At 53.4% G+C, this 19439-nt stretch carries 15 protein-coding genes and 3 pseudogenes; 6 read left to right on the top strand and 12 right to left on the bottom strand.

What is annotated here, in order from left to right; translation table 11 throughout:
- Position 1: 1 nt before the first annotated feature.
- The 4 genes from L3K52_02810 to L3K52_02795 are packed head-to-tail and all read right to left on the bottom strand — an operon-like array spanning position 2 to position 4473.
- Positions 2–1633, bottom strand: coding sequence for an NAD(P)-binding protein (locus L3K52_02810; GenBank protein UOG92671.1), 1632 nt, complete (start codon positions 1631–1633; stop codon positions 2–4).
- Positions 1630–2634, bottom strand: coding sequence for a thiamine pyrophosphate-dependent enzyme (locus L3K52_02805; GenBank protein UOG92670.1), 1005 nt, complete (start codon positions 2632–2634; stop codon positions 1630–1632). Before L3K52_02805 ends, L3K52_02810 begins: the two co-directional genes overlap by 4 nt.
- 10 nt (positions 2635–2644) lie before the next feature.
- Positions 2645–3898 (bottom strand): pyruvate ferredoxin oxidoreductase, encoded by a 1254-nt coding sequence (gene porA / locus L3K52_02800; protein UOG92669.1) that lies wholly within the window; start codon positions 3896–3898, stop codon positions 2645–2647.
- A complete protein-coding gene (locus tag L3K52_02795) occupies positions 3892–4473 on the bottom strand; it encodes a 2-oxoacid:acceptor oxidoreductase family protein (protein ID UOG92668.1) in 582 nt (193 codons plus the stop codon). Before L3K52_02795 ends, porA begins: the two co-directional genes overlap by 7 nt.
- Before the next feature lie 151 nt (positions 4474–4624).
- Here L3K52_02795 and L3K52_02790 point away from each other — a divergent pair, with 151 nt between their 5' ends.
- The 4 genes from L3K52_02790 (at position 4625) to L3K52_02775 (ending at position 10555) form a co-directional block, all read left to right on the top strand.
- Positions 4625–5746 (top strand): PQQ-dependent sugar dehydrogenase, encoded by a 1122-nt coding sequence (locus L3K52_02790; protein ID UOG92667.1) that lies wholly within the window; start codon positions 4625–4627, stop codon positions 5744–5746.
- Positions 5747–5930: 184 nt separating this feature from the next.
- Positions 5931–8831, top strand: a complete 2901-nt coding sequence (locus L3K52_02785; protein UOG92666.1) for a molybdopterin oxidoreductase family protein — start codon at positions 5931–5933, stop codon at positions 8829–8831.
- A gap of 1 nt (position 8832) precedes the next feature.
- Positions 8833–9564 carry a 4Fe-4S dicluster domain-containing protein gene (locus L3K52_02780; protein ID UOG92665.1) on the top strand — a complete coding sequence of 244 codons (732 nt, stop codon included), beginning with the start codon at positions 8833–8835 and terminating at the stop codon, positions 9562–9564.
- A 13-nt stretch (positions 9565–9577) separates the two neighbouring features.
- Entirely contained in the window at positions 9578–10555 is a 978-nt protein-coding gene (locus L3K52_02775; GenBank protein UOG92664.1) for a dimethyl sulfoxide reductase anchor subunit, read from the top strand.
- Between the two features lie 661 nt (positions 10556–11216).
- Here the strand turns inward: L3K52_02775 and L3K52_02770 are convergent.
- Both L3K52_02770 and L3K52_02765 read right to left on the bottom strand, forming a co-directional pair.
- Positions 11217–11672 (bottom strand): hypothetical protein, encoded by a 456-nt coding sequence (locus L3K52_02770; protein ID UOG92663.1) that lies wholly within the window; start codon positions 11670–11672, stop codon positions 11217–11219.
- Complete coding sequence (locus tag L3K52_02765) at positions 11669–12385, bottom strand: ATP-binding protein (GenBank protein UOG92662.1); 717 nt, start codon at positions 12383–12385, stop codon at positions 11669–11671. Before L3K52_02765 ends, L3K52_02770 begins: the two co-directional genes overlap by 4 nt.
- A 100-nt stretch (positions 12386–12485) precedes the next feature.
- On the opposite strand from L3K52_02765, the gene L3K52_02760 reads away from it, so the two are divergent.
- Together L3K52_02760 and L3K52_02755 are read left to right on the top strand one after the other, a co-directional pair.
- On the top strand, positions 12486–13061 hold the full coding sequence (locus L3K52_02760; protein UOG92661.1) for a YaeQ family protein: 576 nt from the start codon (positions 12486–12488) through the stop codon (positions 13059–13061).
- Positions 13062–13141: 80 nt separating this feature from the next.
- Positions 13142–14201 (top strand): annotated as a pseudogene (locus L3K52_02755) (transposase).
- On the opposite strand, the gene L3K52_02750 reads toward L3K52_02755, so the two are convergent.
- The 6 genes and pseudogenes from L3K52_02750 to speE form a co-directional block, all read right to left on the bottom strand.
- On the bottom strand, positions 14178–15305 hold the full coding sequence (locus tag L3K52_02750; protein UOG92660.1) for an MvaI/BcnI restriction endonuclease family protein: 1128 nt from the start codon (positions 15303–15305) through the stop codon (positions 14178–14180). The pseudogene L3K52_02755 and the gene L3K52_02750 sit on opposite strands and share 24 nt — an antisense overlap.
- Before the next feature lie 396 nt (positions 15306–15701).
- Positions 15702–16712, bottom strand: a pseudogene (dcm, locus tag L3K52_02745) (DNA (cytosine-5-)-methyltransferase).
- Between the two features lie 130 nt (positions 16713–16842).
- A pseudogene (locus L3K52_02740) lies at positions 16843–16919 on the bottom strand (hypothetical protein).
- A gap of 108 nt (positions 16920–17027) precedes the next feature.
- Positions 17028–18020: a DNA (cytosine-5-)-methyltransferase gene (dcm, locus tag L3K52_02735; protein ID UOG92659.1), complete on the bottom strand. Its 993-nt coding sequence runs from the start codon at positions 18018–18020 to the stop codon at positions 17028–17030.
- Complete coding sequence (locus L3K52_02730) at positions 18010–18198, bottom strand: hypothetical protein (protein UOG92658.1); 189 nt, start codon at positions 18196–18198, stop codon at positions 18010–18012. Before L3K52_02730 ends, dcm (L3K52_02735) begins: the two co-directional genes overlap by 11 nt.
- Before the next feature lie 347 nt (positions 18199–18545).
- On the bottom strand, positions 18546–19403 hold the full coding sequence (gene speE, locus L3K52_02725) for a polyamine aminopropyltransferase (protein ID UOG92657.1): 858 nt from the start codon (positions 19401–19403) through the stop codon (positions 18546–18548).
- Between the last annotated feature and the right edge of the window lie 36 nt (positions 19404–19439).

The following is a 19439-nucleotide window of genomic DNA, read 5'->3' as shown; positions in this document are numbered from 1 at the left end:
TTCACTTGTCCTCTAACACCACCACAATCGCCCCGCACGGACATTCCTCCGCGCACAGCCCGCAGCCTTTGCAGTAGTCGTAGTTGAACGCAAATCGCTTGCCCGCCCCCAACTTGATCACCGCGCTATCCGGGCAGACGCCGTAGCAGTTGTCGCACTCGAAGCAATTGCCGCACGACAAACAGCGCCGCGCCTCAAACAGGGCATTGCTTTCATCCAGCCCGCCGACCACTTCGTCAAAGGTGGACTGGCGGCGGATAATGTCCAGCACCGGACGCACTGTCTTTTCCGCATCGGCGTAATACCAGGTGTTGAGGCGCTCGAAAGTGGCAGGCTCATGCTTGGGCGCAGGCTGGTAACATTCGCCACGCAACCACGCATCAATCGCCCACGCCGCCTTCTTGCCATGCCCGACCGCCACAGTCACGGTGCGCTCACTGCCCTCCACCATGTCGCCCCCGGCAAACACACCGTCATGGCTGGTCATCATTACCGCGTCGGTCTGCACGCTGTCCCACTTCATTGCCAGACTGGGGATGTGTTCCAGCAGCGTCTGTTCCACGTTCTGCCCCAGCGCCAGCACCACCGAATCGGCAGGCAAGGTCTCGAATTCGCCGGTCGGTTGCGGGAAACCTTTCGCGTCCAGCGCCATTTTCTCAATCGTGATGCTGCCTTCTCCCGCTTCGGTGATGGTGGAAAGCCACTTCAGCTTCACGCCTTCTTCCAGTGCTTCTTTCACCTCGAAATCGTGGGCGGGCATTTTGTCGCGGGTGCGGCGGTAGATGATGATGGACTCTTCCGCCCCCAGCCGTTTGGCGGTACGCGCCACGTCGATGGCGGTATTGCCGCCGCCGTATATCACCACCTTGCGCCCCAGCAAAGGCTGGCTGTCTTCGACTTCGTGTAGCACGCTGACCGCATCAGTAATGTGGCTGGCATCACCTGCCGGAATGTAGGCACGCTTGGCAATCCCCGCGCCAATGCCGAGGAATACCGCATCGAAACCTTCCGTCGCCTGCATTGCCAGCACGTCATCCACGCGGGTATCAAGGCGCAATTCCACCCCCATGTCCACAATGCGCTGCACTTCGGCATCCAGCACCTGACGTGGCAAACGGTAGCGCGGGATGCCGTAACGCATCATGCCGCCCGCCGCCGTTTCCGCCTCGACAATGGTCACGCCATGCCCCATGCGGCGCAAATGGTAGGCAGCGGACAAACCCGCAGGCCCTGAACCGACCACCAGCACGCGCTTGCCGCTTTCCACAACAGGCTTGGCGAATGCCCAACCTTGTTTCAAGGCTTCATCGCCGAGGAAACGTTCCACTGCATTGATACCGACCGCCTCGTCCAGTTGCCCGCGATTGCACGCACCTTCACAAGGGTGGTAACACACCCGCCCCATGATCGCAGGCAGCGGGTTGTTTTCAGTCAGCGAACGCCATGCCGCTTCGTAATTGCCCGATTCGGCATGGAACAGCCAGTTCTGGATGTTTTCCCCTGCCGGACAAGTCGCATTGCAAGGAGGCAAACGGTCAACGTACACCGGGCGCTTGCTGCGCCATGAGCCAGTGTGGTTGGCAAGGCTAGTATTTTTGTCCAGCGTAATCGCGAATGGTTTTTCGATACTCATACAGCAGCCCCCTTCTTTTCAAGCAATTTGAAGCGGCGGATATTGCGGTCAGCAATCGCCTGCAATTGCGCAATCACCGCTACCTGCTTGGGATTGCGGAACAGATGGGCGAAGCGTTTTTGCAGCTTCAAATAATCCTCCACTGGCACTTGTTCGCGGATGGCGCGATGCCCGGTCATTTCGCCATGTTCGGCCTCAAACACCGGGAACAGGCCGGACTCAATCGCCAACCGCGCCAGTTTGATGGTGTGCGCCGGGTCTGCGCCCCAACCCAGCGGGCAAGGTACGTGGATGTGGATGTAACGCGCCCCGTGGATACTCATCGCCTTGGTGACTTTTGCTTCCAGATCGCGCAAATCGGCGACGGAGGCAGTCGCCACGTAGGGGATTTCATGCGCCATCGCAATCAGCGGTACGCTCTTGCCCTTGCCGAATACATTGCCGTTGGGATGTTGCCCGATGGGTACGGTGGTGGCAGTGCGGGCGGCAGGTGGAGTGGCGGACGAACGTTGCACCCCGGTGTTCATGTCGGCTTCGTTGTCGTAGCAGATGTACAGCACGTCATCGTTGCGCTCAAACATCCCCGACAGGCAGCCGAAACCGATGTCGGTCGTGCCGCCGTCGCCGCCCTGCGCCAGTACGCGGGTGGTTTTGCCCTTGACCCGCTGTGCCGCCGCGACACCTGTGGCGACCGCTGCGGTATTGCCGAACAGCGAATGTATCCACGGCAATTGCCAAGAAGATTCGGGGTACGGAGTGGAAAAGACTTCGAGGCAGCCGGTGGCGTTGCAGGCAATCAGGTCATTGCCCGCCGCCCGCATTGCCGCATCTACCGCAAACCGTGCGCCCAGTGCTTCGCCGCACCCCTGACAGGCGCGATGCCCGGAATTGAGCGCGTTGGTGCGCTGCATTCCCGCCTGCACGCTGCGCTCTTGCTCGCTCAGCAGGCGGTTGCCGACGGTGAAAGTGTCGGTCTGGTAAAACTTGATGGTGGTTTCCATGTTTGTTCTCCTAGCGAATCTGGCTGGCGACAGTGCCGACACTGTGCAGGATGTTTTCCGCAATCGGCCCGGAACGGCGTCCGGCTTCCATGCGGGCAATTTCGGCGTGGACGACATCGTGCTTGAGGTCGAGAAATTCCAGCCGTTCCAGATGGCCTGAATCCGCCCGGTGGAACAGCTTGCGCAGGGAATCGCGGGTAATCGGTCTACCGCCCAAGCCTGCGACCACGGTATGTACCGGCTTGTGCAAGCCTGCCACCGCCATCTGCACGTCGGTGGCAACGATGCCGCCAATGCCCAGCGCGAGGGATTTTTCCACCACTACGATACGTTTGGCGTGTTCCAGCGCACTGCGTACCGCCTTGTGCGGGAACGGGCGGTAAGTGCTAATCGCCAGCGAGCCGATCGACATGCCTGCATCGCGCAGTTCATCCACCACATCCTTGATCGTGCCGTTGACTGAGCCGAGCGCAACTACGATGGTGTCGGCATCTTCGCTGCGGTACGGCTTGATCAGGCCACCGGAATCGCGCCCGAATTGCTGCTGGAATTCCTCCGCCAGTTCCGGGATCAGCCCCAGTGCCTGCATCTGCTTGTAATGCGCGAGGTAGCGCACTTCCATGAAGGCTTCCGGCCCGACCATCGCGCCAATGGTGACGGGGTGGATGGGGTCAAGGAGTTGGCGCGGCTCGAACGGTGGCAGGTAAGCATCGACCTGTGCCTGTGCGGGAATATCCACCCGCTCGTAGGCGTGGGTGAGGATAAAACCATCCACGCACACCATCACCGGCACGGAAAGCTCTTCCGCCAGCCGGAACGCCTGAATGTGCAAATCGACCGCTTCCTGATTGGTTTCGGCGTAAAGCTGAATCCAGCCGGAATCGCGCATCGACAGGCTGTCCTGATGGTCGTTCCAGATATTGATCGGTGCGCCGATGGCGCGGTTGCCAATGGTCATCACGATGGGCAAACCCAAACCGGAGGCGTTGTAGACCGCTTCCGCCATGAACAGCAAGCCCTGGCTGGCAGTAGCGGTGTAAGCCCGCGCCCCGGCAGCACTCGCGCCGATGGCAACTGACAGCGCGGCAAATTCGGATTCGACATTGATGAATTCGCACGGCTGAATTTCGCCCCGATCCACCATTTGCCCCAAGCCTTCCACAATGTGGGTCTGCGGGGTGATGGGGTAGGCGCAAATCACTTCCGGGCGGCACAGGCCGATGGCTTCGGCGATGGCTTGAGAGCCTTCGATCTGTTTCAGCATGGGTTTCCTCCCGGTAAGGTGGCCTGCACTTGGGCAAAGGCGGCTTGCGCAGCGGCAATGTTCTGTTCGGCAATCTTGCCGCTGAACTTTTGGCGGATGGCGGCTTGCAACGCTTCCATCTGGATCAGCCCGGTGAGGGCGGCAAAACCACCCAGCAAAGCGGCATTGGGCAACGGACGACCGACGTACTTGAGAGCCAGTTCGCTGGCGGGAATGACGCTGATGCGTTCGCCGGGATGCGTTTGCAAGAAGGTGTCCAGCCCCAGTTCACTTAGCGAATGGTTGGAATTGATGAGGATGTAACCGCGTTCCGCCAGCCCTTCAAACAGGTTGACCTGATGCAGCAGACCGGGGTCTTGAATGATCAGTGCGTCGGGGGTGAGGACGGGTTCACGCAGGCGGATTTCCTTATCGTCAATACGGCAAAACGCCATGACGGGTGCGCCCATGCGCTCGGAGCCGAAGCTGGGAAAGGCTTGTGAATGCTTGCCTTCGACAAAGGCGGCGATGGAGAGCATTTCGGCGGCAGTGACAACGCCCTGCCCACCACGCCCGTGGATTCTGACTTGAAACATGTGGTGCTTCCTTTGGTACGGAAAACGGTTTGGTTTTCTTATTTGTGGATAGCCTAGCAGTGTTGCGTGAGGATTTGCTTGATGGATGTCGGGAAAAGGGTGGATAGCTTCACTATACTCAAAGGAATGGTGTGTTTTAACGGAGGCTTCGATGTCAACTTTTGCGCATGGCTTACGTCGGTGGTGGTTGCCAGTAATGCTGGTGTCATTGCTGGCTTTTTCTGCTTCGTTGGCGGCTGAATCACTGACGGCGACCAAACTGGTTGCGGGGCTGGAACATCCGTGGGGGATGGTATTTCTGCCGGATGGTGAGGTGTTGGTCAGTGAACGGGCGGGCAGATTGCGGCGCATTCAAGACAACACCTTATTGCCCAAGCCGGTGAGTGGCCTGCCAGCGATTGCTGAGCAAGGGCAAGGTGGCTTGTTGGGCTTGGCGTTGCACCCGCAGTTTGCGCAAAACCGTTGGTTATACTTTGCTTATGCGGCGGAGGGTGATGACGGTTACAGCACGCATTTGGCTCGCGGGCGCTATCAGGATGGCGCATTGACACAGCTTGAGGTGTTGTTTGCGGCCACCCCGCAATCGTTTGGCGGGCAACATTTTGGTGGGCGGATAGCGTTTGACCGTGCCGGTTACGTTTACCTGACGCTGGGCGATCGGGGGGAGCGTGAGAATGCGCAAATGCTGGAAAATCATGCGGGCAGCGTGATTCGCTTGCAGGATGATGGACGGATTCCGGCGGATAATCCGTTCGTCAACACCGCCGGGGCGCAGCCGGAAATTTATACCTATGGGCATCGAAATGTGCAGGGCATTGCGCTACACCCAACCACCGGGCAGGTGTGGACGGGCGAACACGGCCCGCAAGGTGGCGATGAAATCAATATTCTGCAAGCAGGCGCGAACTACGGCTGGCCGGTGATCACTTACGGCGAAGAATACGGCGGCGGCAAAGTCGGGGCGGGTTTGAAGGAAAAAGCGGGCATGGAACCGCCGGTATTGCATTGGACACCTTCGATTGCACCCGCAGGCATGACGTTTTACACCGGGGACAAATACCCCGGCTGGCAAGGCAATTTGCTGGTCAGCGCCCTCAAGTTTGCATTGATTTCGCGCGTTACGCTGGATGGGAATCGCTATGTGGCTGAGGAACGCTTGCTGAAAGACGAGATCGGGCGGATTCGGGATATTCAGCAAGCGCCGGATGGGTATTTGTATGTGCTGACGGATGAGAGCGACGGGGCATTATACCGGCTGAAATCGTTGCCATGACAACGGCTTATTCCCTATGTGATAGTCATAACGGCGATACAAATATCCCTTGTGGGTTGTTCTATCTTGCAATAGAAAAATTCTATAGTCATAGATAATTTTTATTATTGATTCCTTGATCTATCTCAAGCACTATCAGCGTAATGCTGTAATTCAGTAATCCCTTATTTAGTTACCTACTGATATGACTACTCAAATTAATCAAGCAACCGAAATCAAAAGCACCACCTGCTACATGTGTGCCTGCCGCTGCGGTATCAATGTCCACCTCAAAAATGGCGAGGTGAAATACATTGAGGGCAACCCCGATCACCCGCTCAACAAAGGCGTGATTTGTGCCAAAGGCTCATCCGGCATTATGAAGCAGTATTCGCCTGCCCGTCTGACCACGCCGTTGCGCCGCAAAGCCAACGCAACCCGTGGCGAAGGGCAGTTTGAAACCATTACGTGGGAAGAAGCCTTCGACACCCTCGAAACTCGCCTGCGCCACATCCGTGCCACTGACCCGAAAAAGTTCGGGCTGTTCACCGGGCGTGACCAGATGCAAGCCCTCACCGGCTTGTTTGCCAAGCAATTCGGCACGCCGAACTACGCGGCACACGGTGGTTTCTGCTCCGTCAATATGGCGGCGGGCATGATCTACACCATCGGCGGTTCGTTCTGGGAATTCGGCGGCCCCGACCTGCACCACGCGAAATTGTTCGTGATGATCGGCACGGCGGAAGACCACCATTCCAACCCGCTGAAAATCGAGTTGTCGCAGTTCAAGCGCAACGGCGGACGCATGATTGCGATTAACCCGGTGCGCACGGGTTATGCAGCGGTGGCGGATGAGTGGATTCCGATCCGCCCCGGTACCGACGGCGCGTTGTTGCTGGCGATTACCCGCGAAATCATTGAGCAAGGTTTGTATGACCGCGACTTCGTGGTGAATTACACCAACGGCCCCGAATTGGTCAATATGGATCCGAACAACCGTGAATACGGCATGTTCCTGCGCTTTGAAGTACCGCATGAAGAAGGCTGTTTTGATGCGCAAAACAAGCTGTGGTGGGATCGCGACCTCAATAAGCCGATTTCAACTCATACCCCCGGTGTTGACCCGTTTTTGACTGGCGAATTCAAGCTGAAAGACGGCACCCCGGTGAAACCCGCGTTCCAATTGCTGCGTGAGCGCGTCGAAAGCTACACCGCAGAATGGGCGGAAGGCATTACTGGCATTCCGGCGGACACCATCAAGCGTTTAGCGCATGAAATGGGCATTACGGCGCGTGACCAGAAAATCGAATTGCCGATTGCGTGGACAGACGTGTGGGGCAATGAGCACGATCACGTGGTTGGCAACCCGGTGGCGTTCCATGCAATGCGTGGCTTGGCGGCGCATTCCAACGGTTTCCAAAGCATTCGTGCGTTAAGCATTCTGATGTCGTTGTTGGGTACGATTGACCGCCCCGGTGGTTTCCGCCACAAAGCGCCGTATCCGCGCCCGATTCCGCCTTGCCCGAAAACAGGTACGTCGCCGGATGCGGTCAAGCCGAATACCCCGTTGGATGGGATGCCGTTGGGCTGGCCTGCTGACCCGGACGATTTGTTTGTCGATGACAAGGGCGAGCCGGTGCGGATCGACAAAGGGTTCTCGTGGGAATACCCGCTGTCGGTACACGGTTTGATGCACAACGTTATTACCAACGCATGGCGCGGCGACCCGTACAAGCTCGATACCTTGCTGATTTTCATGGCGAACATGGCGTGGAATTCCACCATGAACACCACCGAAGTCCGCGACATGCTTAAGGATAAGGATGAGAACGGCGAGTACAAAATCCCGTTCCTCGTGGTGTGCGATGCGTTCCATTCGGAGATGACCGCGTTTGCGGATTTGATTTTGCCGGATACCACGTATTTGGAACGCTATGACGTGATGTCGATGCTGGATCGGCCGATTTCCGAATTCGACGGCCCGGTTGATTCGGTACGAATTCCAATTTTGCCGCCGACAGGTGATTGCAAGCCGTTCCAAGAAGTGTTGATTGAACTCGGTTCGCGCTTGGGCTTCCCGGCATTCACGGACAAAGAGGGTAAGCGCAAATTCCGCGATTACCCCGATTTCATTGTCAATTTTGAAACCGCGCCCGGTTCCGGCATTGGTTTCTTGAGCGGCTGGCGTGGGCAGAACGGTCAAAAGACCATGCGTGGCGAACCGAACCCGAATCAGTGGGAACAGTACGCCAAGAACAATTGTATGCACCACCATGTGATGCCGAAGTCCTACCAGTACATGCGTAACTGGAACGAAGGCTATTTGCAATGGGCGAAGGCTAACGGTTTAGTGCGTCACGCCGAGCCGATCAATATCCACCTGTATTCCGAGGTGCTGCACAAATTCCGCCGCGCCGCGCAAGGCATTTCGCACGGCAAGCAGCCGCCGGAACGCTTGCGTAAACGGGTGGAACGTTTCTTCGATGCGCTGCCGTTCTACCACGAGCCGCTCGAAAACGAGATGATCAATAAGCAGGATTTTCCGCTGAGTGCGTTGACGCAGCGTCCGATGGCGATGTATCACTCGTGGGATTCGCAGAATGCGTGGTTGCGCCAAATTCACGCGCACAATTATTTGCACATGCACCCCAGCGTCGGCGAAAAGTACGGCTTTGAAGACGGCGATTGGATTTGGGTAGAATCCACCCACGGGCGCGTGCGTTGCGAAGCGCGTTACTCGCAATCGGTCGAGCCGAACACGGTGTGGACTTGGAACGCGATTGGCAAAGCCTCTGGCGCGTGGGGTCTGGAAAAAGATGCCAACGAATGCACCCGTGGTTTCTTGCTGAATCACATTATCGGCGAAGAGCTGCCCAATCAGGCGGAAGGCGAACATATCTCCAACTCTGACCCGATCACCGGGCAGGCGGCGTGGTTCGATGTGCGCGTCAAAGTCTACAAAGCGGACGAGAAAGACCAAGGTTCGACTTTCCCGCAATTCCCGACTCAGCCGCGTTACCCCGGTATGGCGAAGCCTGTGGGCAAGTGGCTGACCTTCGTGGGTGGTTCTGGCAAATTCAAGAACATGTTCAAAGGGGGTAAGTAAGATGACCCAGTTGGCTTTGGTGATTGACCTGAATGTGTGCGTCGGCTGTAGCGCCTGCGTCACCTCGTGCAAAGAATGGAACACCTCCAGCGAAGGCGGCGGTGGCATGGTGGACAAAAACCCGTATGGCAAAGACCCGACGGGTACGTTCTTTAACCGCGTGCAAACTTTTGAAGTGGGCGAATACCCCAACGTCGAAACGGTGCATTTCCCGAAAAGCTGTTTGCATTGCGAAGACCCGCCGTGCGTGCCCGTTTGCCCGACAGGGGCAAGCTACAAGCGCAAGGAAGACGGCATTGTGCTGGTCGATTACGACAAGTGCATTGGCTGCAAGTATTGCTCGTGGGCGTGCCCTTACGGTGCGCGGGAAATCGACGAAAAGCAGAAGGTGATGAAGAAGTGTACCTTGTGCGTGGATCGGATTTACGACACGACCTTGCGCGAAGACCGCCGCAAACCGGCGTGTGTGTTGGCTTGCCCGACCAATGCGCGGCTGTTTGGTGACGTGCATGACCCGCTGTCAGCCGTGTCGGTGGCAATCAGCGAACGTGGCGGCTATCAATTGATGCCGGAATGGGGAACGCGACCCGCGAACCATTATTTGCCTCGGCAAAAAATCAAGTCGCACGTAACTGAAGAGTCTTTACACCGTATTGATAACCCGTTGAAGAAAGAAGAACACCGTGCGCCGGTCAGTGCTGACCTGCCATCGTTGGACGACTTCCTGTTCTAAGGAGATTGGATTTATGCATCCTGCTTTTTCGGTCATTTTTTTGACCACATTGATTGGTACGGGTCAGGGCTTGTTTTTGGCGCTGTACACCGGCCAAGTTTATAATACGTTCGGCGTCGTAGGCGATGCCATGCCGCCGCTGGCGCTGTACGTTGTGGGTACCATCGTGGTGACGGTACTCATGGCATTGGGTTTGTTTGCGTCGTTCTTCCATTTGGGAAGACCGGAGCGGGCATGGCGAGCAGCAACCATGTGGCGCACGTCGTGGTTGGCGCGTGAAGTGATTGTGTTGCCCGCGTTCGCCGGGGCAGCGTTCATCTGGGGCGCGTTGCATTATGTGGGATTTGACCCGATTATGTTGACGGCGGGTGCGGTGCCAATCAAACTGACTTTAATTGTCGGTTTTGCCGCCGGTTTGCTGGCATTTTTGCTGTACGTTTGCACGGGGATGATTTATGCAGCGGTGAAATTCATTCAGGAATGGGCAACGCCGTTTACGATTGTGAATTACACCTTGCTAGGGTTGGCTTCCGGTTTCTCATTGGCAGCCGCGCTGGGCGCTTATTTCGGTAGCAGTTTGGTGGATGCGTACATTTTCTGGGCAGTATTGTTCACGCTGGTGGGCTTTGTGAGCCGCATGTTTGCGTTGCGCCGCAATGGACGCCTTAAGCATAAAAGCACGGTTTGTACCGCTATTGGAGTACGTCACCCGAAAATCACGCAGATTTCACAAGGCGCTATGGGTGGGTCGTTCAACACGCGTGAATTCTTCCACCACCAAAGCCCGCAATTTTTGCAGACAGTGAAATTGTTCTTTTTGATTGTGGCTTTTATTGTGCCAGTGACCTTGATGGTGATTGGTTGGTCGAATCAGCTTGCGTTGGTATTGTTAGCCTCGGCGCTGATTCAGTACGTTGGCTTGCTGGCGGAACGCTGGTTCTTCTTCGCACAGGCGAATCATCCGCAGAATCTCTACTATCAGGCGACGTAAGTGGGCTGGTGGTGAGTGATGATGAAAACGCCCGCTGATGCGGGCGTTTTTGTGTTGGTTAAGCTAAAACAAGCAGTTAAATCAAGTAAAGAATCTTATTATTGTTACATTTAATCAAATACTTAGGGAAATATTAGTCTAGGAATGTCTTGGTTATTAAGCTAATTCTGCAAAACCCATTTAGCTCCTTTGCCCTTCTTTCCTTGATTTTGGATAGTCCCCTCCTGAACCATTTCTTGTAACAGATTTTTAATTTTGTTCTTTTTTTGATCATAATCCAAAATATCGGGAAGTTTTCTCTAGTAGTAATCTTTTCATGTCGTTTGGGCTGGCTTCTTTCCATTCCTGTAAGTACTGAACCACTAAATTTTTATAGTAGGCGTTATCAAAGCCACGATGTCGGATATAGGCGGCTTTTCCTTCAGTAGCCTGCGCGACTGCGGCGGCAACATAGAGGTTGGGTCTGCCGCCCTTCTACCAATTTGCGGTGTTTAAGCAGACGGAATTGCTCGTCTGTTAAGACTTGCCCTTTTTGCAAACAATCTAGTGCAACGACTTCGTGTAGCAGCAAGTCGGTATTGTTTAGCAAAGCACGGTATAGTTTTCGTTTAAAATCTTGCCGTACAAACGCACCCGTACCCGTTGCGGGTCATGCAAATCGTCAGTCCGGTAGCGGGAAGAAACGCTCCCGTTGTTTATTGAACACCCGCCTGATGCCGCTACCAATGGTGTCGATCATTTTGAGTTCCACCATTGCTTGGGCAAGGAACGGGTTGCGGTATTGGTCTGGTGGTGAATCGTGTTCAATCACCCATTCCACCGAATCAGGGAGGAATTTCCCCATATTGGTGAACAGCAGGGAATCTTCTTGCTCCACCACATTGATGCGTCCACCCAAAGCATAATCCTGATGGGCAATGCAATTGTGCAGCAACTCGCGGATTACCCATGAATCGTATTGGCTGACTTCGGTTGGCAGCAGGGTATTTTCCCGCAGGTAACGGTAAGTCAGGTTACGTACCTTGGCAAACAAGGCATCGGTGTTCAGCAAAAAGGGTGGGGAGAAATGCTGATAATCGCGATCATTGCCTTGAGCATCTTTTAAGACCCACGTCATTTGAGCTTGGGCGGGGGAAAGCCAGTGAACGGATTCAGGTCGCCCCCAGATAACAGGATAGCGGTGTTGGTAATGCGCCCAGCAATGGTGATTTTGGCTTTGTTGAGGAAGATCGTGTCATTCCAGCTATCGACCTGTTCAGCCAGATGTGGGTGTTTTTCTTGGTATTGCTGGCGGGCTTTCAGGATAGCTTGGGGCAGCAAATCATCCAAAGTGGCATCCGCGATGGTTTGGGCTGACCAGTCTGGGTGGGCAGGATGGCGGATACGTTCCAGCTCTGACAACGATAAGGGGGAGAGTGATTCATTTTCACGCCCGTAGAAATGACCTTCCCATGCGGTGGGTATCCCAGTCGGTGTGGGTGGAATTTCAAACATGACCACTCGACCTTGCGGATGTTGTACCTCGTGAATTTCGGTAAAGGTTAGCCTGCCGCTGGTTTTGTCGGCGATTTCCTTTTTGAGTTTATCCAGTTGGGCGCGGTCGGGGCGGTAGTTGCTGCCAACCACTTGATGGTGCGTGTTGACACCGAAAATCAACCAGCCTGCGCTTTGCCGATTCAAGTTTGCCTCGTTGCTGAGAGCGGAAAAGTATTTACCCAATTTGGTGAAATCGAAATGCTCTTTGGCTTCCTTGAACTCCAGCCACTCGGTTTCTGCGGGGAGTGCCAGCAAATGGGAGAGTAATGGGAGAAGCTCTGCCTGTGTTTTCATGAGGGTTTCCTGTTCGTTTTATCATGGCTCTGACAGCTTGCTTATCATAACAGACAAGGAAAATGCCTAACCTCTGATGTTTTGTCAGTGTAATGTTAGTATGCGCACGCACCCTTCCAGCAACCCAACAGACAAGGTTTACCGTGGCCATCAAACCAACCATTTACAAAGCCAGAATTGCGTTATCGGATATGGAACGCAATTACTACGATTCCTGAATCTGACCATTGCCCAGCACCCCTCCGAAACGTTGGAGCGCATGATGGTGCGGATTTTGGCGTATTGCCTCAATGCTCAGGAAGGAATTGAGCTGACCAAAGGGCTGGAAGACGTGGAAGAACCCGCCATCTGGGTACGCACGATGGATGAGCAAATCGCCCTGTGGATTGATTTGGGCGAACCCACCCCAGAACGGATCAAAAAGGCGAAGCATCGGGCGCGAGCAGTGCGTGTTTACAGCTTTAACAGCAAGTCGGATGTCTGGTGGTCACAAAATCTGAAGAAGTTTAGCCAGTTGGATGCGGCGTTTTACCGCTTCCCCGCAGAAGAGATTGAAGCGCTGGCGGCGTTGGTGAGCCGCACGATGGATTTGTCGATCACAATTACCGGCGACTCTGCTTATATCGCGGGTGATAAGGGTGAGGTTGAGGTTCATTGGGATGTGTTGCAGGCTTAGTTTTTCTGATGAAAGATCGACAGTCTCATGTTTGTAACTGATGTTACGCAGTCCGACCGCTCATCGACTATATTTCAGGTATGAATCAAACACGCCTTGACCTCTACACCGACTACCTGACCGTGACTTTTGGCTACGCCACAGCAACGGGTTTATCGCAACGTACTGGATGGCGAAATTCGCCACGATGCGATCAGTCGTTTTCTTCCGGGAGATGAGTACACCTCGAAAGACCTATGGAAACAGGTAAAAAAGACTGTCAGGGAGGTCGAATCAGCCGATGGCATCCTGATTTTCGACGATACGGTGCAAGAAAAGCCCCATATGGACGAAAGCGATCTGATTTGTTGGCATTACGACCACTGCAAAGGACGCAATATCAAGGGAATCAACCTATTGAACTGCCTGTACCATAGCAATGGAGCATCCATTCCCGTCGCGTTTGAGCTGATACGAAAACCGTTCCGTTTCTGCGACATCAAGACACGCCAAGAAAAACGGTGCAGCGGTGTCACCAAAAATGAGCAAATGCGCTCAATGATTGACACCTGCATTCAAAACCAACTGAAATTTTCATGGGTGTTGAGCGACATTTGGTTCGCCTCCGCCGAGAATATGGAACACATCAAGGAGAAACGGCAAAAGGACTTCATTATGGCATTGAAAAGTAACCGATTAGTGGCATTGAGCGAAGCAGACAGCAAGGCAAAACGTTACACACGGCTCGACCAATTGGCATGGACAGAACAAAAAGCCATCACGGGCTACTTGAAGGGGCTGACATTCCCCGTCAAACTCGCCCGGCAAATCTTTACGAACAAAGACGGCAGCAGCGGCATTTTGTATCTGGTTTGTAGCAAGTTGGTGGCAGAGTGGGACGAAATCACGACAACCTACCAAAAACGGTGGAAAGTCGAGGTCTTCCATAAATCGCTCAAATCCAATGCGGCATTTGCCAAATCCCCTGCCCACACTGCCAAAACTCAAGCGAATCACTTATTCGCCTCCATCGTCGCCGTCTTCAAAATGGAGTGTTTGACCATCAGCAAACATCTTAACCACTTTGCCTTACGGGCAAAACTCTACGCCAAAGCAGTTCGTATCGCTTTTGATGAGCTACAGGTACTCAGGGCTGCGTAACATCAGTTTGTAATAAAGGTTGATGAGGTTGTCGTGTTTAATCCGAAACTGACTACGCCGCTTGGTTACAGGTTTTTGGGATGAGGCTTTTTCCATCTTGATCGCGGGGTCATAGGAAATGGTTCCGTTTGCTATCGCTTTCAGGAACAGCAAGAAGTCGGTTTCTTCGCACAGCAAAACTTGGCAACCAAAGGCATATTCTGGCGGCGGAGTCCGAAATAGCGACGGAATATAAGCGGCTTGCGCGTGTTTGCGGTTCCAATGATCCAGCATACCGCTAAAGCTCCACGATGCAGCTATTTCTCCAGCTTGGGTTTCAAGGCCAATACAGCCTGCCATATCGGTGATTTTCCCCGATTGCTGATCGTAGCCATCTAATATCAAACGTAAGCCTGTGTCGGCGTGGTAGGTGCGACCGATTGTATAAATGCCGCCAAAATTGATGCGGTCAACCTTGCCACTTTTGTCGGGATAGCCGAAGCGACGCAGGAAATCAGGTACGCCGTTATCACAATAAAATCCACCAGTGGGTTCGGGTGTCATCAGTGTTACGGGGCTTTTGGGCTTAAAAGAACGGAAGTCATTGACTCCATACTGTTTGATTTCCCATCCAAGGTAATCGGGTTCTGAGTAACCATTGGGGGAAATACCCAGTTCAGCCTCCAACGTATAGCCGCCGCCATTTCTGGCACTGTAAGGTGTGATCACACCATCTTTCCCCAGTTTCTGTGAAGCTATCCAATTTTTCTCACAAATTTCTTTGAGGGCTTCCAATAGCAGAACGCGGGTATTTTGCTTTTTATCAGGTGGGAATAGCTCAATAAGAACACTGCTGACGTTGATGTTATTGCTGGTAAGCGCATAAAGCTCCTTGCTCAACGGGTCATCCGGGGTAGCAGCGTAACCCAATACATCGCCGTTTGGGGTGATACCAATGAACAATGTCCTGCCTTCATCGCGGGAAGCGATCACGCTTGAGGGGGCATGACGGCAACCTTTTAGAAGCCCAGACATGCGTACTTCCGGGTATTCGGGATACAGAATAAGCTGAGCATTCGGGGCAAGATAACGTCCGTTCTTGATCGACCCAATAGAAGGTAACATCGGCTTTTGTGCGTGACGTTTTGCCTTTAGCTATATTGCTATCGTCTACGTAGAGGGAACCATGAGGAATAGTGTGCAAGGCAGAAAAGCCACCTCCAAGGTAGAACTGATTTTTTGAGTTATCGTTAGGCGCTAACTTTTTCGCATAGAAACGGATTGCTCCATGTGATTCCATGAGCTGTAAGAGCGAGTTGATTGATTCCATAGATGTTCCAGTTCTGGTATTTTCGTCTTGCACGATAAATTTTCTCCCGCTATACCCCTGTACCAGCCGCTGTTTTATCCGTAAGTGCGGGAATCATTTCTACTGACAACATAGTCTGTCTCCATTACAAATAAAGGGGTTGAGTCATCCTGATTGATCCACATATCAGCCATCAGGGGTTTGTAAGTTTGTTGCATTATCCAAGGTTTCATCACGCGGGCAACTTCGCGGAAGACAGGCATCACCACTGAGTTGCCGAACTGCTTGTACGCCCGTGTATCCGACACCGGAATACGGAAAGTGTCTGGGTAGCCCATCAGCCGCGCACATTCTCGCGGGGTGAGGCGGCGCGGGTTTTTGTTTTCGCCTTGCCAGACCAGTATTTCCGAGCCGTCTTTGTAATAACGGGCGGAAAGGGTGCGGGTCACGCTATTGGCATACGCCAGCCCAAAACCAAAGCCGTTACCCTTAGCCTTGTGTTTGTCAGAGTAATCTTGCAGGTATTTCCAGAGATTGTTGGTTAGGGTGTATTTGTCATGAATCTTGCGGTTGGCATGATCGAAATAGCGGCCTTCGTCGTGTTCCAGTACAGGTTCGCTACCATCGGTCTTGTGTAGAATGTTGCCTAGCGTGATGCGCCCTTTGCCCGGCAATTGCAGTGCATCCCAGCTAAATGCGGTTGGTTCGCGGAAGCCGACAATGACCGTGCGTTCACGATGCTGGGGTGTCCAGTGCTGCCCATCAATGGTTGTCCAGTGAACTTGATAGCCGAGTTCTTCCCGCAGGGTATGCAGGATGATACGGAACGTATTGCCCTTGTCATGGGATTGCAGATTCTTGACGTTTTCCAGCAGGAATGCACCGGGGCGTTTGGCTTTGATAATACGTGCCACATCGAAAAACAGCGTGCCTTGAGTTTCATCCTCAAAACCGTGCGCCCGTCCAAGGGCATTTTTCTTCGAGACTCCCGCAATCGAAAACGGCTGGCAGGGGAAACCGGCTAATAGTACGTCATGTGCCGGAATGTTCGCTTCGGGTATCGCGGTAATATCCCCGGCAATCGGTTGCCCATCGGCAAAGTTGGCGTGGTAGGTACGTTGGGCGTAAGCGTCCCATTCGCTGGTAAATACGCAGCGCCCCCCTTGCAGTTCAAATGCCTTGCGAATGCCGCCAATTCCCGCGAACAGGTCGATGAAGGTGAAATCGGCACTGTCAGCGGGTTTGCCAAACGGCATTAACATCTGTTGCAGGCCGTACAGAATGCCATGTTTTGGCTCTGTCTCATGTTTTAGCCAGCGTCCGACGGTGCTGGGATTAACTCCCAGCTTTTCAGCAATTTCGGAATGGTTGTAGTAGTGCGCAGCCTCTTCAAGACACTGCAACACCGTTGACGCTCTGACTTCGTACATGATTGACTCCACGGGAAACTTTTTTGCATTTTATGCTTATAGTTTCCCTTTAGCAATCAGTGGTTCGTTTTTAGTTCGTCATTTGGATTCATACTTAGGGTTAGGGCATCAGCCGAATTTAAGGGTTTGTTGTACGGGCATTCCCGCAGGCATTACTTCAGTTTCCTTGCAAAGTCGATTCAGAAAATCCACGAGCGACAAACCCAGTTCATACGCCATGTTGCTGGGCACAGCATTGCCAATCTGCTTGTATTGCGAAGTCAACGCCCCCTTGAATTGCCAATCATCCGGGAAGGTTTGGATACGGGCATATTCGCGCACGGTAAACGGACGGGTTTCTTCGGGGTGGCAACGTTCCGTCTGTTTTTGTGCGGGAGCGCAGGTCAATGTGAGGCAAGGTTCATCCCAGTGCATCCGCCGTGCCATGCCGGTTTTGCCGCCACCGAGGTAATAACTTTGCATCATGTAGGCTTTTTGCACGTCTTCCGGCAAATCACGCCAGTAACCACCGGGGGGAACTTGTGACATCACTGCGGCTTTTTTGGCAGGGTAGCCTTGCCCAGCGGAGGTGGGAACATGGCAAGGAAACAGTTCACCCGCTTGCAACGCATCTTTGAGCGTGTAGATTTTTTGGTAAGGGCGGGGCCAGTGGAATTTTACCAATCCGGCAAGATCGTTGCGGATACCAACCAGCAGTAAACGTTCACGTTTTTGTGGGACACGGTAGAAAATGGCTTTCATCACGTGCGGTTCAAGCAACGTGTAGCCCAGTTCGCTGATGACGGAACGGATATTTTCCAGCGTTTTACCACCGTCATGGTTGAGTAAGCCGCGCACATTTTCCGCCATAAACAGCTTGGGGTTGGTTTCCTTGATGGCGCGGGCGAACTCGAAAAACAGTGTGCCACGGGCATCTTCAAAGCCCATTTTTTTGCCTGCATAACTAAAGGCTTGGCAGGGAAAACCACCCGTTACCAGGTCAATTTGGTTGTGGTACGGCGTAAAATCTAATTTGCCAATATCGCCACATTGCACGTTCCAGTGAGGGCGGTTGGTCTTGAGGGTATCGCAGGCATTTTTGTCGATTTCGTTAAGCAACACAGTATCTGAGCCCAGCTTTTTCCAACCCAATCGCTAAACCACCTGCACCCGCGAACAGTTCAATGGTTTTATAGGCATCGGTTTGGGTGATTACCGGGCGTTTGGAATCATCAAAGATGAAGCGTAATTCCTCGAATTGCCGCAACTGGTCTTTGTCGTAAAAACGGTAATTATTCATAGGGTTGCGCGTAGAGGGCAACTTCCCGCTGTTATCCCACGGCGTAGCGTTTCCTTTGAGACGCCCAACATATCGGCAACTTGTGCGACAGAGTACATAATTAACCTTCAACAACCTTACACATGGTTACTATTATAGGTTACATAGGGCGGACTTCTTGAGGGACTTGGCAGCAAATTCTGTAATGCTGTTCTTGATGGTGTTTTTTACTAAAGTTTTTGCATTTTCTCGCGTCAACATTAATTTTCACCGTCTATTGATCAAGTCTTACATTGGATGTATTGGAAGATTGGCTTAATGCAGGTATGCCCTCATCAAGCCAATCCTCCAGTCCTGAGAATTAAGTTTTAACCCAGCAATGCCTTCATAAACTGCGGCAGCGCCGCGCTACCCTGATGCACACCCGCATTGTAATACTTGGTCGGGAACGCCAACGCTTCCGCCGCTGCTTGCCGTGCAAATTCCACCTTGCCCGCTTTCGCCGCAATCGTGCAGCTCCACCACCCCGTCGGATAACTCACCAACTGGAACTGATGCAATTTCGTATCGCTGAAACCCGCCTTACGCATGGTATCGTGCATCGGCTTGATGATTTTCTCCGCATGAACCAACGGCGATTCACTTTGCTGTACCAGCAAGCCGTTTTCGCCCAACGCCCGCCAGCAGCCACGGAAAAACTCTTCGCTATACAACACTGCGCCTGGCCCCACCGGGTCAGTGCTATCCACAATCAGCACATCCAACGAACCCGGTTCGGCGTTATTGATCCACGCAATGCCGTCTTCAAACGCCAGTGTCGCACGCGGGTCGTTATTGGATTCGCACAATTCCGGGAAAAACATCTCACTCACGCGGGTAACACGCTCGTCGATGTCGATTTGAATGGCAGCTTCGACTTCGGGGTGACGCAAGACTTCACGCAAGGTACCGCAGTCGCCGCCGCCGATAATGCACACGCGCTTCGGTGCGGGGTGGCTGAACAATACCGGGTGCGCCATCATTTCGTGGTAAACGAAGTTGTCGCGGGTCGTGACCATCGTGCAACCGTCCAGCGTCATCAGCTTGCCGAAGGTTTTAGTGTCGTAGATAGCCAGCGTTTGGAACGGGGTTTGCTCTTCGTGAATTTTGCCCGCATCGGTTAATTCCAGCCCGAAAATCGTGCCGGAATCGGAAAGTTCAGTAAACCAGTTAGGTTGGGTTGTCATGGCAGTGCCTGTTAGTTGTTCACACAAAGGCGCTAT

Source organism: Candidatus Thiothrix sulfatifontis, from assembly GCA_022828425.1.
GTDB lineage: Bacteria > Pseudomonadota > Gammaproteobacteria > Thiotrichales > Thiotrichaceae > Thiothrix > Thiothrix sulfatifontis.
This window is presented reverse-complemented; position numbering and strand designations above follow the sequence as displayed.